General features: G+C 39.7%; 14 protein-coding genes. 4 read left to right on the plus strand and 10 right to left on the minus strand.

Annotated elements, in window-relative coordinates:
- Positions 1 to 26 precede the first annotated feature (26 nt).
- From rpoB to fkpA, 7 genes are all read right to left on the minus strand, one after another.
- Positions 27 to 4,052 carry a DNA-directed RNA polymerase subunit beta gene (gene rpoB, locus A6B40_RS05585; RefSeq protein ID WP_176671802.1) on the minus strand — a complete coding sequence of 1,342 codons (4,026 nt, stop codon included), beginning with the start codon at positions 4,050 to 4,052 and terminating at the stop codon, positions 27 to 29.
- Positions 4,053 to 4,421: 369 nt separating this feature from the next.
- Positions 4,422 to 5,366, minus strand: a complete 945-nt coding sequence (locus A6B40_RS05590; RefSeq protein ID WP_051410683.1) for a hypothetical protein — start codon at positions 5,364 to 5,366, stop codon at positions 4,422 to 4,424.
- Between the two features lie 67 nt (positions 5,367 to 5,433).
- A complete protein-coding gene (tusB, locus tag A6B40_RS05595; protein ID WP_025218147.1) occupies positions 5,434 to 5,706 on the minus strand; it encodes a sulfurtransferase complex subunit TusB in 273 nt (90 codons plus the stop codon).
- Between the two features lie 9 nt (positions 5,707 to 5,715).
- Positions 5,716 to 6,087 (minus strand): sulfurtransferase complex subunit TusC, encoded by a 372-nt coding sequence (gene tusC / locus A6B40_RS05600; RefSeq protein ID WP_025218148.1) that lies wholly within the window; start codon positions 6,085 to 6,087, stop codon positions 5,716 to 5,718.
- Position 6,088: 1 nt separating this feature from the next.
- Positions 6,089 to 6,466 (minus strand): sulfurtransferase complex subunit TusD, encoded by a 378-nt coding sequence (tusD, locus tag A6B40_RS05605; RefSeq protein ID WP_176671803.1) that lies wholly within the window; start codon positions 6,464 to 6,466, stop codon positions 6,089 to 6,091.
- Positions 6,466 to 7,122 (minus strand): helix-turn-helix transcriptional regulator, encoded by a 657-nt coding sequence (locus A6B40_RS05610; protein WP_025218150.1) that lies wholly within the window; start codon positions 7,120 to 7,122, stop codon positions 6,466 to 6,468. The genes tusD and A6B40_RS05610 overlap by 1 nt, the downstream gene beginning before the upstream one ends.
- A gap of 95 nt (positions 7,123 to 7,217) precedes the next feature.
- Positions 7,218 to 7,943, minus strand: a complete 726-nt coding sequence (gene fkpA, locus A6B40_RS05615) for an FKBP-type peptidyl-prolyl cis-trans isomerase (RefSeq protein WP_025248310.1) — start codon at positions 7,941 to 7,943, stop codon at positions 7,218 to 7,220.
- Between the two features lie 86 nt (positions 7,944 to 8,029).
- Here fkpA and A6B40_RS05620 point away from each other — a divergent pair, with 86 nt between their 5' ends.
- From A6B40_RS05620 to A6B40_RS05635, 4 genes are all read left to right on the plus strand, one after another.
- Entirely contained in the window at positions 8,030 to 8,251 is a 222-nt protein-coding gene (locus A6B40_RS05620; RefSeq protein WP_025218152.1) for a SlyX family protein, read from the plus strand.
- Positions 8,252 to 8,294: 43 nt separating this feature from the next.
- Entirely contained in the window at positions 8,295 to 8,987 is a 693-nt protein-coding gene (gene mtnN / locus A6B40_RS05625; protein ID WP_176671804.1) for a 5'-methylthioadenosine/S-adenosylhomocysteine nucleosidase, read from the plus strand.
- 133 nt (positions 8,988 to 9,120) lie between these two features.
- Positions 9,121 to 10,458: a 30S ribosomal protein S12 methylthiotransferase RimO gene (gene rimO / locus A6B40_RS05630; RefSeq protein WP_176671805.1), complete on the plus strand. Its 1,338-nt coding sequence runs from the start codon at positions 9,121 to 9,123 to the stop codon at positions 10,456 to 10,458.
- A 9-nt stretch (positions 10,459 to 10,467) separates the two neighbouring features.
- Positions 10,468 to 12,333, plus strand: a complete 1,866-nt coding sequence (locus A6B40_RS05635) for a UDP-glucose:protein N-beta-glucosyltransferase (RefSeq protein ID WP_176671806.1) — start codon at positions 10,468 to 10,470, stop codon at positions 12,331 to 12,333.
- 81 nt (positions 12,334 to 12,414) lie between these two features.
- Here the strand turns inward: A6B40_RS05635 and A6B40_RS05640 are convergent, their stop codons facing one another.
- From A6B40_RS05640 to A6B40_RS05650, 3 genes are read right to left on the minus strand one after another with little or no spacing between them, the layout of a single operon-like run.
- The gene (locus tag A6B40_RS05640) at positions 12,415 to 13,671 is read right to left on the minus strand and encodes a NupC/NupG family nucleoside CNT transporter (RefSeq protein WP_025248314.1); all 1,257 of its coding nucleotides are present in this window, start codon (positions 13,669 to 13,671) and stop codon (positions 12,415 to 12,417) included.
- Positions 13,672 to 13,682: 11 nt separating this feature from the next.
- Positions 13,683 to 14,471 (minus strand): 4Fe-4S cluster-binding domain-containing protein, encoded by a 789-nt coding sequence (locus A6B40_RS05645; RefSeq protein ID WP_176671807.1) that lies wholly within the window; start codon positions 14,469 to 14,471, stop codon positions 13,683 to 13,685.
- Position 14,472: 1 nt separating this feature from the next.
- Positions 14,473 to 16,017, minus strand: coding sequence for a YjjI family glycine radical enzyme (locus A6B40_RS05650; RefSeq protein ID WP_176671808.1), 1,545 nt, complete (start codon positions 16,015 to 16,017; stop codon positions 14,473 to 14,475).
- Positions 16,018 to 16,134: the final 117 nt, after the last annotated feature.

The following is a 16,134-nucleotide window of genomic DNA, read 5'->3' on the forward strand; positions in this document are numbered from 1 at the left end:
TATAGGCATACACCTACATAAACGAACTATGCCTCATCCAACTCCATATCGATCGCCAATGCACGAATCTCTTTGGTGATTACATTAAATGACTCTGGGATTCCCGGTTCCATATAATGTGTGCCGTCTACGATGTTTTTGTACATCTTCGTACGACCGTTCACGTCATCCGATTTCACTGTGAGCATTTCTTGTAAGGTGTAAGCAGCACCATATGCTTCTAATGCCCAAACCTCCATCTCACCGAAACGCTGACCACCGAACTGTGCTTTACCACCCAACGGTTGTTGAGTAACAAGACTATAAGAACCAGTTGAACGTGCGTGCATTTTGTCATCAACTAAGTGGTTCAATTTGAGCATATACATATAACCAACAGTTACAGGACGCTCGAATTTCTCACCGGTACGACCATCGTAAAGGGTAATCTGACCTGAAGTCGGTAAGCCACCTAATTCTAATAAGCCTTTGATCTCCGTTTCGTGAGCACCATCGAATACAGGTGTTGCAAGCGGTAAACCTTTACGTAAGTTTTGTGCTAAACGCATTACTTCTTCATCTGTGAAGGTGCTTAAATCAACAACCTGTGAACCGTGTCCTAAGTCATACGCTTTTTGCATATATTCACGCAGTTTCGCTACTTCTTGTTGCTCTTTGATCATCTTGTTGATCTGATCACCGATACCACGAGCCGCTAAGCCTAAGTGGGTTTCTAAGATCTGACCAATGTTCATACGAGATGGTACGCCCAGCGGGTTCAATACGATTTCTACCGGCTGACCGTTTTCATCGTATGGCATATCTTCAACTGGGTTGATTTTCGAGATAACACCTTTGTTACCGTGACGACCCGCCATCTTATCACCCGGTTGGATTTGGCGTTTCACCGCAAGGTAAACTTTAACCACTTTTAACACGCCCGGTGCTAAATCGTCACCTTGAATGATCTTGTTACGTTTGATTTCAAGTTTACGTTCAAACTCTTTGCGTAACTCTTCGTGCTGCTCTGCTAACTGCTCTAATTGATTTTGTTTTGCTTCGTCTTCTAAAGTTTGTTCTAACCATTTTTCACGAGCAACGCCATCTAGTACAGACTCTTTCACGCCGCCTTCAATTAATAAGTTGCGAACACGAGTGAATAAGCCGGCTTCTAAGATCTCTAACTCTTCAGATAAATCTTTTTTCGCTTCACGAAGTTGCAGCTCTTCGATCTCTTTCGCACGTTTATCTTTTTCTACGCCATCACGGGTGAAGACTTGAACATCAATAACCGTACCTGAAGTACCGTTTGGTACACGAAGTGAAGAATCTTTCACATCAGAAGCTTTTTCACCAAAGATTGCACGTAATAGTTTTTCTTCCGGTGTTAATTGGGTTTCACCTTTAGGGGTTACTTTACCCACTAAGATGTCGCCACCTTTCACTTCCGCACCGATGTAAACGATACCGGATTCGTCTAATTTGCTTAATGCAGATTCACCTACGTTTGGAATATCTGCCGTGATCTCTTCTGAACCTAATTTGGTATCACGAGCCACACAAGATAACTCTTGGATGTGGATTGTAGTGAAGCGATCTTCTTGAACCACACGCTCAGACACTAACATTGAGTCTTCAAAGTTATAACCGTTCCAAGGCATAAATGCCACACGGATATTTTGACCTAACGCTAGCTCACCTAAGTCTGTTGAAGGACCATCTGCTAAAATCTCACCACGAGCAACCGGCTCGCCTAAGTTCACACAAGGCACTTGGTTGATACAAGTGTTTTGGTTTGAACGGGTGTATTTAATTAAGTTATAGATGTCGATACCTGCCTCGCCCGGAATCGTTTCATCCTCATTCACTTTAACTACGATACGAGATGCATCAACATATTGAACTGTACCACCACGTTTTGCCACAATCGCAACCCCTGAATCGAGAGCGATTGGTTTTTCCATACCGGTACCGACTAACGGTTTGTCCGCACGCAATGTTGGAACTGCCTGACGTTGCATGTTCGCACCCATTAACGCACGGTTCGCATCGTCGTGCTCTAAGAACGGAATTAACGCTGCCGCCACAGAAACCACTTGTTGAGTTGAGATGTCCATATACTGAACTTCTTCCGGTTTGAATAAACCTGACTCACCTTGCTGACGGCAAGTTACATAAGTATCAGTAAAGCGGAAGTTTTCATCTAAGTTTGAGTTCGCCTGAGCAATGATATTATTGCTCTCTTCAATCGCTGATAAGTACTCGATCTCTTCTGTTACTTGACCATCAACCACTTTACGGAATGGCGTTTCTAAGAAACCGTAGTTATTGGTACGAGCATACACAGAAAGTGAGTTGATCAAACCGATGTTTGGACCCTCTGGGGTTTCAATTGGACACAAACGACCGTAGTGAGTCGGGTGAACATCTCGAACCTCAAAGCCCGCACGCTCACGGGTTAAACCACCCGGACCTAATGCAGAAATACGGCGTTTGTGCGTAACCTCTGAAAGCGGGTTATTTTGGTCCATAAATTGCGAAAGTTGTGAAGAGCCGAAGAACTCTTTCACTGCCGCAGAAATCGGTTTTGCATTGATTAAATCTTGTGGGGTTACGCCATCTAAATCACCTAAAGATAAACGCTCACGTACTGCACGCTCAACACGCACTAAACCAATACGGAATTGGTTTTCTGCCATCTCGCCTACAGAACGGATACGACGGTTACCTAAGTGGTCGATATCGTCCACCTCACCACGACCGTTACGGATCTCAATTAATTTTTTCATCACACCGATGATGTCATCGTTGCTTAAAATGCCTGTGCCTTCGCCTTCAGGAATCTCTAAAGAGCGATTAAATTTCATACGACCTACTGCAGATAAATCGTAACGCTCTGCAGAGAAGAACATATTATCAAATAACGCTTCTGCCGCTTCTTTTGTTGGTGGCTCGCCCGGACGCATCATACGGTAAATTTCCACTAACGCACTTAAACGGTCGTAAGTTGGATCAACACGTAATGTTTCAGAAATGTATGGACCGTGATCTAAATCGTTGGTAAATAGTACTTCGATCTCTTTATAGCCTGCTGCCGAAAGGTTCGCTAACATTTCCATTGAGATTTCCATATTCGCAGGGCAGATCACTTCACCTGACGATAAATCAACATAATCTTGTGCTGCTACTTTACCAACGATGTACTCAACCGGCACTTCGATTTGTGTCACGTTATCTTTTTCTAACGCACGAATGTGACGAGCGGTGATACGGCGACCCACTTCAACATACACTTTGCCGTTTGCTGCAATATCAAATGACGCTGTTTCACCTCTTAAACGCTCAGGCACTAAGGTCATTAATAATTTATTATCTGCAATTTCAAATTTAACTTTCTCGAAGAATAAGTTTAAGATTTCTTCGGTAGTGTAGCCTAATGCACGCAAGATGATGGTTGCCGGTAACTTACGGCGACGGTCGATACGAGCGAATAAGTTATCTTTCGGGTCAAACTCAAAATCTAACCAAGAACCACGATAAGGAATAATACGTGCGTTATAAAGCACTTTACCTGAAGAGTGGGTTTTACCTTTGTCAGAGTCGAAGAACACGCCCGGGCTACGGTGTAATTGTGAAACGATAACACGCTCAGTACCGTTGATCACGAAAGTACCGTTGTCGGTCATTAATGGGATTTCGCCCATATACACGTTTTGCTCTTTAACATCTTTGATTGTACCGGCCGCAGCTTCACGGTCGTAAGACACTAAACGCAATTTCACACGTAATGGAGCGGCATAGGTTGTGCCACGGATTTGACATTCACGCACATCAAATACCGGCTCGCCTAATTCGTAAGAAACGTATTGTAATTCAGTTGCACCGTTATTGCTCACAATCGGGAAAACTGAACGGAATGCCGCTTCTAAACCTTGCTGCCCTTCAGGATCTTTTTCGATAAATTTTGCAAAAGAATCAAGCTGAATTGTTAATAGATAAGGTACGTTCAGAACTTGTGGACGTTTACCAAAGCTCTTACGGATACGCTTTTTCTCGGAATATGAATATGCCATTTTTTAAGATAGCCTCTGAAATATATTTTGGTTGAGATTACACAATCCGACACGAAAGACTCGGTTGGAAGTGGCATTATAAAAAACTGTACGAGGTGTCATTTTCCAATCGCCAATCAAGCAGTCAAAAATCACTACTGCAAGCGGGCAAATTGGGCAGGAAATTTGCAATTTTTGCTGATTAAAATGACAAAATCAGCCATTGCGTTCAAGCACAAAAGGCTGACCGGTCAAGCCGTCAGCCAAATTTTGCTAAAAATGGTTAGGAATTATAGCGGATTTTGCGAATTTTGACAAGAAATTGACCGCTTGTTTGAGTTGTTTTTATAAAAAACAAAATCCCAAGCATTTTGCTTAGGGTTAACTCTATTAGAAAATCGCTTCTAAACGCACAAAGGTGTGAATATAGTGTTTGTAGTCTTTGTCTTTATCATTATAGAAACTGATTTCAGGTTGGATAAAAAGCCAATTACGCCAAATTGGTTGACGGTAAGTAACAAATGGCCCCCAATAGTTAAATCTTGAGAAATCTTTATCTAAACGGCCTCCCATACCAATGCCATAGCTGATATGCGTTAATGGTTTAAAGTTATGCTGACGATATAAACTATTGCCCCAACTTCTCTCTTCATCAACATCATGGCGATACTCAAAGTGAGAGTGGTTCATAATAAAGGTGGTATCAGTTTCACTATATTTATTTTCAAAATTAGTGCGTAAATAGTGCTTACTTTCTGTGCCATAACGGTAAATTTGCTCTAGACGAGTACTGAATTGGTTAGTAATTTGCCAGTTTTTGCTGATTCGTAAACGCCCAAAAATATCGCTACCTGAACGAATACCTGCATCTAAATCCGTTTCAATACCAAGCGCTTTAATGCCATCTGACCAACGTAAACCAATAGATGAGTTAGAATCACGTGCTTCACGAGAGTTATAACGTTTATTTGGTTTAACATCTTTATAGAGCTTTCCTACATGGTTTTTATCCGTTAGCTCATTATCCAATTCATCATCACCAAATACAACATTAAGGTGTTTTTTGAGTACAGGTAATTTAATCTTACCTCGAACACGAGGTTTAACTGTAAATTTATCGTGTTTATCCCAACGGCTGTCTAACATTACACGTAAAGAAGCCGTCCCAGGTTTATCTGGATCTGCGTCCCCTAGCCAATCATTAATATTATTTGCCCAACGATCTAACGTCGTACTTGCCGTTTCGTGCTGCTTATCTACCCAGGTAGTATTTTCATTTGCTACCGCCAATACAGGGGTAAGAACAAATAACGCAACTAGAGGTTTGATATCCATACTATATCTCCTTTATATTAGTATTTCTTACATCATAATCCAAATATTCTAGCGTGACAAAGAAAAATTATAGCGCGACTTGAGGAAAATCAATTTCAGTGAGTTTAATTAATTCGGTCAATGAAATAAGCTGAAATGAAGAAAGGATTTGTTCTAAACCTCTCGCTGTAATATCTTGCTCTAGCAAATAGCAACGAGGCAAATTTGCAAAAAATTGAGGATTTTTGACCGCTTGTAATACACCATCTTGCCATAAAACAACCACATCATTTTCAGTTAAATGACTTAAGATAGTTAAAGTATCTTCATCATATTGTGCTTTTGATAAAGTATAAAGCATTGTTTTTCCTTAGAATGTCATTATTTTTTCAGACTGATGGAGCAACGTAATAATTTCCGCTTTTGTTCTAAACTGTAGCTGCGGTAGCACCCATTCTGCATCATCCAACTTTCTTAACTTAGCCGACTCTTGGCAGATAAAACATTCTGTTAGATCGTAAAGATCTAATAGCTTAAACGTAGAAATATGATCTTTTTGCAAAAGCTGCTCAGGTTGTTGATTAGCAAGTAGGTTAAATACACCATCATTGATAAAGCAGATCAAAATTTCCTGCTCATCACAAAAAGCACTCGCGGCAAGTAAGGCATCTAACCCCTCACGACTGATTGCAGAACCAAATGGTGGTTGAGTAAAAAGAAAAGCAATTTTATATTTTTTCATTTTAAAATGTGAGAAGTCTATTCGCTTTTAATACCGCTTGACTAAATTCTCCTAGCCCTGCGAGTGTAAAACCTTCTGCTAAATTAGTTATTCGAGAACCAGCTGCTTGCTCATCTACAATACCTCTACGTTGTGCCGCGGCAATACATAAATGAAGTTGCAAACTGTGTGATTTTGCTAAATTTCTCCACTTTTCGACTAAATTAGCTTCATCACTTGCGGGATTTACAAGCACATTAGCATTACTTACGCCTTCTTGGAAAAAAAACACTTGGCAAATTCTATGATTGGCTTTCAATAATTCTTCTGCCACTTGATAGGCTAAAAATGCTCCTTGTGAGCCATAAACGGGGGATTTTATTGCAAGTACATAATCCATTACTCATTATCCTGTTTGATTTGGCGAATATAGAGATAAACCGTGTGGCGAGAAATATCTAGCTTTTCGGCTACTTGGTTAATAGCATCTTTAATATCAAAAATTCCCTTTTCAAACAGTGAAATCACAATTTGGCGATTTTTATTATTATTTGATATCGTACGATCTGCCATCACATCATCAATAGTTGTTTGGATAGTTTGAGCAACTAAATCTTCTACAGAGCTGGCAAAGGTAACATCTGCCGCTTCATCTTGTGGGGCAATGAAAGAGCTAAGAAATTGCGAGGTTGGCACTTCTAAATTGATATTAATACAGAGTAACCCAATAACGTGCTGCTTGCCATTACGAATAGCTACCGTGATGGATTTCATCAATACGCCACCTTTTGCCTTGGTGAAATAAGGCTTAGACACACTATCGGTTGCCATATGGTGAAGAGATTTTAACGCTCGATCGGTAATGGGTGAGCCGATAGTTCGGTTGGTATTATGCCCATTTGCGATATAAATAGCAGAATGTTCAAGAAATTCCAAAGAGTGCAATACGATTTCACAATGCTCTCCGATAAGTGCAGCAATGCCATCTACAATCGGAAAATATGAGGCAAGAATTGCGTGATCCTCATCAGAAAAAGGGGTGAATTTTTGAGTCATAATAGAAATTACAAGCGGTTAGTTTTATCACATTTTTTGCAAATATTATAATAAATCTACCCGCTTGTGTAAGTTCAATGATAAGAGAATATTAATTATTTCTTAGCTGCTGTTGCTTTAAAATCTAATAATTCAATTTCAAATTTTAAGGTTGAGTTTGCAGGAATTTTGCCTGCTGCACGCTCACCATAGCCTAATTTTGGTGGAAGGACAATTTCCATTTTCCCACCTTTTTTCAACATTGGGATTGCCTCAATCCAAGCTGGAATAAGTTGGTTTAATTGGAATTCAATCGGCTCACCACGATCGTATGAGCTATCAAATACCGTACCGTCTACTAATGTACCTTTATAGTGAACTTTCACTGTATCTTCTGCTTTTGGAGAAGCGCCTTCGCCAGCTTTTTCGATTTTATATAATAAACCTGAAGCAGTTTCTTTCACACCAACCTGTTTCTTATAGTCTGCACGGAATTTATCACCTGCTGCAACAGTTGCTTTATTTTTTTCTTCGCTGATTTTAGCCTCTTTCTCTGATAAGTAAGCATCTAATGATTTTAACTGTTTTTGTAAATCTTCATCAGTTAACTTACCCGTTTTCTTTAACGTGTCTTGTACACCTGCTAAGATTTTATCTTGGTTATAAGTAAAAATGTCTTTTTGTGATTCAATCACACCTTCAATGTTTTTACCCATTAACACACCGACTGCATAAGAAGAATCATCCACAAATTTCGGATCTGCTTTTTCTTGTGCGATTGCATTTGTTGCGAAAAAAGCACCTGCAATAATAGCAGCTAATGATAATTTCATTTTTAACATAATTTTTCCTTATAAAAATAACTGTTAAGAAAATTCTAGATAGGGTAAAGTGTAATTTCGTTTCACACAACCTTTTTTTGTTAAAAATGGATAATAATTATACATTATCAGTAAGAATTACCGAATTAGAAACAAAAGTAGCCTTTCAAGAGATGATTATTGAGGAATTAAATCAATCATTAATTGACCAACAATTCGCAATAGATAAGCTACAGATGCAAATTCGCCACATTGCCGAAAAATTAAAAGGGGCACAAATTAGTCAAGTTGCCTCACGTTTAGAAGAAACACCACCGCCACATTATTAATGTGGTGTATTTTTAGTATTTAATATAAATAGGAAAGCAAAAAATGAAGATTGGTATTATTGGTGCGATGGCACAGGAAGTTGAAATTTTACGTAAGTTAATGGTTGAGCCAAAAATAACAGAATTAGCAGGCTGTAAAATTTTTGAAGGGAAAATTAATAATACACGTATTGCGTTATTACAATCAGGTATTGGGAAGGTGTCTGCAGCTATTGGCACAGTGTTACTGATTCAACTTACTCAACCAGATATAATTATTAATACCGGCTCTGCAGGTGGTTTAGATCCAAACTTAAATGTGGGAGATATTTTAGTCTCCACCGAAGTACGTCATCACGATGTCGATGTAACCGCTTTTGGCTACGAAATCGGGCAACTTCCTGCAAATCCTGTTGCATTTTTACCTAATGAACAATTAGTTGAGCTGGCACAAAAAGAAGCAAAAAAAGCAGGATTTAATGTAATCTCAGGCCTAATTTGTAGTGGAGATGCCTTCATTAATGGCAAAGAGAAAATTGATGAAATTCGCCAGAACTTCCCAAATGTAGTAGCCGTGGAAATGGAAGCTGCTGCTATTGCGCAAGTTTGCCATGGATTTAAGATTCCATTCGTTATTGTAAGAGCTGTGTCTGATGTAGCGGATAAAGAATCACACCTATCATTTGAAGAGTTTTTACCTTTGGCAGCAGAAAAGTCATCAGCTATTGTGTTAGCAATGCTAAACGATATTGATTAACTATTTGCAAAACTTTACTAAAAATTGACCGCTTATTATCGCAATTTACGGCAATTTTTTGTAAAATCTCGCTAGTTTTTTGCCTACAAGACAAAAGTTGTAGGCATTTTCTTTTTTAATTGTTGAGAGTTATATGAGTGCTACCCCGAATATTGGTTTTATCAGCTTAGGCTGCCCAAAAAATTTAGTTGATTCCGAACGTATTTTAACTGAACTACGAGCAGATGGTTATAATATTATCCCAAGTTATGAAGACGCTGACTTAGTGATTGTAAACACCTGCGGTTTTATTGATTCCGCAGTGCAAGAATCATTAGAAAGCATTGGCGAGGCGTTGGAAGCAAACGGTAAAGTGATCGTTACAGGCTGTTTAGGAGCAAAAGAAAACCAAATTCGTGAAGTTCACCCGAAAGTATTGGAAATTACAGGTCCGCATAGTTATGAAGCGGTGATGAACCACGTTCACAAATATGTGCCGAAACCTGAGTTCAATCCTTACACTAGCCTTGTACCAAAACAAGGCGTAAAACTCACACCAAAGCATTACGCTTACTTAAAAATTTCAGAAGGCTGTGATCATCGTTGTACATTCTGCATTATTCCATCAATGCGTGGAGATTTGGCAAGCCGCCCGATTGTGCAAGTGCTAGACGAAGCAAAACGCTTGGTAGATGCAGGTGTAAAAGAGTTATTAATTGTCTCTCAAGACACCTCTGCTTACTCATTAGATCGCAAAAAAGAAGAAACTACTAAAACCGTTTTCTGGAACGGTATGCCAATTAAAAGTAACCTAATCACACTTTGTGAACAATTAGGCTCAATGGGCGTTTGGGTGCGTTTGCATTATGTGTATCCGTATCCGCACGTGGACGATTTAATTCCACTGATGGCAGCAGGCAAAATTCTGCCGTATTTGGATATTCCGCTCCAGCACGCCAGCCCGAAAATCTTAAAAGCGATGAAACGCCCGGGCTCCATTGAAAGAACCCTTGAGCGCATTAAAAAATGGCGTGAAATCTGCCCGGAATTGACCCTACGCTCGACCTTTATTGTCGGCTTCCCGGGCGAAACCGAGGAAGATTTCCAGCTGCTGCTCGACTTCTTACAAGAAGCCCAGCTCGACCGTGTCGGCTGCTTTAAATTCAGCCCGGTGGAAGGTGCAGTTGCAACCGATATGCCGGATCAAGTGCCGGAAGAGGTAAAAGAAGAACGCTTCCACCGCTTTATGCAGTTACAGCAACAAATTTCAGCCGAGCGTTTACAGGCTAAAATCGGTAAAACCTTACCTGTAATCATTGATGAAATTGACGAAGAAGGTATTATTGGGCGTTCAATGGCTGATGCACCTGAGATTGATGGTGTGGTTTATGTGGATAACCTTGAAAATAAAGACGTTTCTGTAGGACAAATTATTTCAGTAACCATTACACATGCAGATGAGTACGATCTGTGGGGTAGCTTAACAAATTAAGGACAACTTATGTCACAAGAGAAAATGCCTAGCGTTATTCGTTTTGAACAAGCAATAGCTACCAAAGATTATGATGTAGCTTGTATCGAACTATTATCTATTCTTTCTAAGCTAGATAGTAATTTTGGTGGGTTATTTAATATTGAATTTGATACGCCAAAGCAGCTTGAGAATTTAGAAAAGGATAAAACTATCTATTTCTGTACTCGAATGGCAGTAGCCATTACCCGCCTATTTGAGGATCCTAATTTAGCTATCTCAGAGCAGGGCGCTATGCGTTTTCTCACGTTACAACGCTGGATTGCATTGATTTTTGCAAGCTCCCCATATGTAAATGCAGATCATATTTTGCGTACTTATAATAAGAATAAGGAATCTACCGACTACAATATGGTGGAATTGGATGCTACACTACAGGCATTCATTAAATTCTGCATTTTATATTTTCCAGAATCTAATATTGTATTAAATCTAGATACTGCATGGGAAGCTTCTTCCGATCTTACTGCATCCTTGTGTTTCGCACTACAGTCGCCAAGATTTATTGGCACTTCATCTGCTTTTTCAAAACGTTCTGCTATTTTGCAATGGTTTCCAGAAAAACTAGCGCAAATAGAGAACTTACATAAATTACCAAATGCAATTTCACACGATGTTTATATGCATTGTAGTTATGATATAGAGGCAAATAAGCATGATGTAAAACGTTCACTTAATGAAGTTATTCGTCACCATTTGCTTTCGGTTGGTTGGGAAGATAGAAAAATTGAGCAGCTAGGCAGAAAAAATAATAAACCAGTGATGATAGTGTTACTAGAACATTTTCACTCATCACATTCTATTTACCGAACACATTCAACTTCAATGATTGCTGCGCGTAAACAATTCCACCTGATTGGATTAGGTAGTGATGCTGTTGATGAAGCTGGTCAGCAGGTATTTGACGAGTTTCATGTTTTACCACATGATGGCTCTTTATTTGAACGTCTTAGCTTCGTAAAAGATATATGCGAACAAAACAATCCTGCTGTATTCTATATGCCAAGTATCGGCATGGATTTAACCACTATTTTTGCGAGTAATACTCGCTTAGCGCCAATTCAAGCTGTAGCATTAGGACATCCTGCAACAACACATTCTGATTTCATTGAATATGTTATTGTAGAAGATGATTATGTTGGTTCAGAGGAATGTTTTAGCGAAACATTACTTCGATTACCTAAAGATGCCTTACCGTATGTGCCATCAGCATTAGCTCCAACTAGTGTAGAGTATCGTTTGCGTGAAAACCCAGAAGTGGTCCAGATTGGTATTGCATCTACTACAATGAAACTAAACCCATACTTTTTAGAAGCCTTAAAAGTTATTCGTGATAGAGCAAAAGTAAAAGTGCATTTCCACTTTGCATTAGGGCAATCAAGTGGTATTACACACCCTTATGTAGAGCGATTTATTAAAAGCTATTTGGGAAATGATGCAACTGCACATCCTCATTCACCATATGATGAATATCTACAAATTCTGCACAACTGCGATATGATGCTTAACCCATTCCCATTTGGTAATACAAACGGCATTATTGATATGGTGACTCTTGGATTAGTGGGTATTTGTAAGACTGGTCCTGAGGTTCACGAACATATTGATGAGGGGTTATTTAAACGTCTTGGATTGCCCGAGTGGCTTATTACTCAAACCGCGGATGAATATGTTGCTCAAGCAATTCGTTTAGCGGAAAATCACAAAGAACGTTTAGCTCTCCGACGTGATATTATTGAGAATAATAAACTGCAAACTTTATTCTCTGGCGATCCGAGCCCAATGGGGAAAATATTCCTAGCCAAAGTAAATGAATGGCTAGAAACACAACATTAAATTTCCGATAAAGTTAAAGCCTAAGTAATCATTAATTACTTAGGCTTTTTGCAAAAAATTTATCGAATCTAACCGCTTGTATTAACCCAAAGCAGCACCACTTAAGCCGATAAAGAAGCCTGCAATAGTTGCGCTCATTAAGTTCGCTAATGTACCACCAATAACCGCTTTTAAGCCTAAGCGAGCGATGTCTGAACGGCGAGTTGGAGCCATACTACCAATACCACCAATTAATACTGCAATGGAGCTAATATTAGCGAAACCACATAATGCGAAGGTAATAATTGCTTTGGTTTTATCGCTTAGTTGCACGACTGAATCAGGTTGCAAATACTTGGCAAATTCTAGGTAACCTACAAACTCATTTACCGCTAGCTTCATACCGATCATCTGTCCTGCAATATCAGCATCTTCCCAAGGCACACCAATAATAAAGGCAAGAGGCTGGAATAAATAGCCTAATAGAATTTGAAGCGTTAAATCTTCATGCCCAAACCAGCCACCAATTCCGCCGATAATTCCGTTAAGTAATGCAATCACCGCAATAAAGGCAATCAACATCGCCCCAACATTAATTGCTAAAGACACCCCAGAACTTGCACCGTTAGCTAAGGCTTCCACCACATTATTCGGTTTTTCAATTTCAACGTTTTCATCAATCGTATCTGAAATGCGTTCATTTTGTGGATACATTAATTTCGCAAATAGCAACCCTGCAGGTGCAGCCATAAATGACGCCGCAATTAAGTAAGTTAAAGGAACGCCCATTCCCGCATAACCAGCCATTACAGAACCTGCGATGGAAGCTGTTCCACCTACCATTACGGCAAAGAGTTCTGAATCACTCATTCGGCTGATATAAGGTTTTACCACTAATGGAGCTTCAGTTTGTCCAACGAAAATATTCGCCGCCGCCGACATAGATTCCGCCTGTGAAGTACCAAGTAATTTTTGTAATCCACCACCAATAATTTTAATCACCCATTGCATTACGCCAATGTAGTAGAGTAATGAAATCAGTGCAGAGAAGAAGATAATAATTGGTAATACTTTAATGGCGAACACAAAGCCAATGCTACTATTACTTGGATCAGCTAAGTTACCAAATAGAAAGGAAATACCTTCGTTTCCATAACTAATCACTTTACTCACACCATTTGCGGTGGCAAGTAACGCATCCCGCCCTGCTGGCACATAAAGAATGAGTGCGGCAAAAGCAATTTGAATGGCTAATGCACCAAATACGGTTCGCAAATTAATTGCACGTCGATTATTAGACAGCAAAGCCCCAATACCTAATAGGACAAAAACGCCGATAATACTAATAAATATATCCATAGAGAACTCCGTTAGTAGATAGTAATAATTTTGTTTATTCCACACTGTTTAGCAAATGCCGCCAGTTTATCTGCTTGCTCAATGCTTGGTACAAAGCGGGCTAAACCTTCTTCGTCCCTCGCTCCTTTAGTATGCATTCGAATAATTTTGAGTAATACGTCTGGATAAGGGCTGAGTAATTGAGCTACTTTTTCGAGTAAATGATAGGCATCATAAAACTCGTTAAGGTAAACTAAACGCACTTCTTCTACCTTATCAAGCGGTAATAATTTAGCTAAATTTTGCAAATTGCGAGCCAAGTTTTCAAGCTTAATATGATTAATGCTTGGAATTACTTGTTCTGGCGCTTTGCCCGCCCGATTTTTTCGATCAAAACAGAGCGTTTGTAAACCTGCTCCATCGCCTTTGAGATCAAACAGAAATTTATCAGTAACCTCAATTAACGGCTTAGTTGCCTCAAAATCAAAAAAGCCACTGCTATCTAAATAACAGGTTAAGCCTTTTTGGCGAAATGCTTCAAACAGCGGAACTAATTTTTTGTGATGAATCGTTGGTTCGCCCCCCGAGATTGTAACACCTCGAATAAAAGGCACAGCATCCATCGCCTGATCATATAAGTATTGTAAGCTGACCTGTTTTGCTTCTTCCGTATAACGAGGAATCGTTTCCGGATTATGGCAATACAGGCAATTTAGCTTACAGCCTTGTAGAAAAATACTTGTGCGGTTGCCCAGCCCTTCCACATTAGAAAAGGGAATAATGCGGTGCAACGGTACAAAAATATCAGAAAGCGCAACCATTTTATTGTGCCGCAGTTACATTTTCTTCATCACGCAACTGACGGTCGAATACTTTGGCACAATCATCCGTACCCGCACCATACCAAGTAGTATCACGCAATACAGCTTCGCCTTTACGATAGCGTTCCACTTCGCTTTTCTTCACTAGATAGCCCGTTACTCGAATTAAATCGGTATTTTTCAAGTAAGTGGTAATGTAGCGATAGCCTTGTTCAAATGAGCCATCAATAATATCCACAACGGCATCTAAATGGTCGGTGTAGGTTTGGTCAAACGCAAACAGATCGCCCGTACCAGATGGGAAATATTTATGGAAAGGGGCAGATTGTTTTAAATGAGCCAATAGTGTTGGTTCTTGCCCGACACGAATACGGTGGGCTGGCGTATTGAGTTTATCTTCTTCGTGGTTACTTGCCCCAACTTGAGCGTGTAGTAAATAGTGATCGTTAGTACGCTCTGCATATACACCTTGATGATCATTATTCACTTCTTGGAGTTTATCCATAATTAAAGTCGCAATTTCATCACCACGTTTGCTTTGCCCAAAGGTTTCTTTTAATCCTTCTTGCTCTAATAAATGATTGACTGCATCTGCAAGCCCTACAATCGCAAACATTCCAGTAAAGTTCGTACGTTTAATAAAACCTTCGTGAACCAAGAAACTGCTCTCAAAGAAGTTACTTTCTTCTACCAAGAATTTATGGCGTTTGTCCATTGTGGAAAGGGCGAGATTTGCCACTTTTGGCAATAACTCGTTCACCATTTCATCAACGCTGGAGCAAGCTCGTCCGATTGTACCTAAACGCAAGCGGGTTAAGGTGTAAGCACCTCCGCACTCCGGCAAGGCGTTGTAGCAGCTCGCAATGCCGTATTCATCGCCTAAATCTTGGCGGTAGTAGGCATCGTTGGCAAAAGAAGGTTTGGAAACCAGCAAACACGCTTTCGCGGCTAATTCGGCAAATTCACGCGAAGTTTTGTTTTTATCATAACGAATGGTCATATTTGGCGTGGTGTTTTCTAACTCAATTACCGCTTTTAAAATCAAACGACCAGCCTTGGTGTCGTAAGGACCAATATTGGCATGGCAGAACGAATCTGCAATAGTTTTATCAATGTGGTTCAAGAAACGTTTGATCTTAATGTAATCTTGCTCTTCATCCGTAATGAATGGGTCAAGCAAGGCATCTAAACGCCCGATATACACAGGGTAAGTGGTGATAGACGGAACATGGGAGTAAATAATCAGCAAGCCGTCTAACGCTTCATCTAAATTGGTTGGCGGCGGTAAGTCTAAGAATTTGCAGCCTTTTTCGATATAAACATTGTAATCCGGCAAAATATAGCGTGGTCGGTAAATCGCATAACCCTCGCATAAATCGCAAATCATCTGATTATTAATGTAAGACCACTCTTCTTCGGTATAGCCCAACAGTTCAACCGGGCTGAATAACCGCTCGGCAATGTTGCCCAAGCTCATTAATTTTTGGTGGTAGGTTAAATTTTTTGCTTTTACCACATCAAGGATATCTTGTAATGAAGCCTGCATAGCGTTCTCCTGCATTTAAAATTATTGGAGGGAAATTTTAACTAAACTTAGAGAAAATTACTGTGATTTAGATCACAGTTTGTCTTAATATACCCGAAAAGAATAAGGCAAACGATT

It is taken from the genome of Mannheimia varigena, assembly GCF_013377235.1.
Taxonomy (GTDB): domain Bacteria; phylum Pseudomonadota; class Gammaproteobacteria; order Enterobacterales; family Pasteurellaceae; genus Mannheimia; species Mannheimia varigena.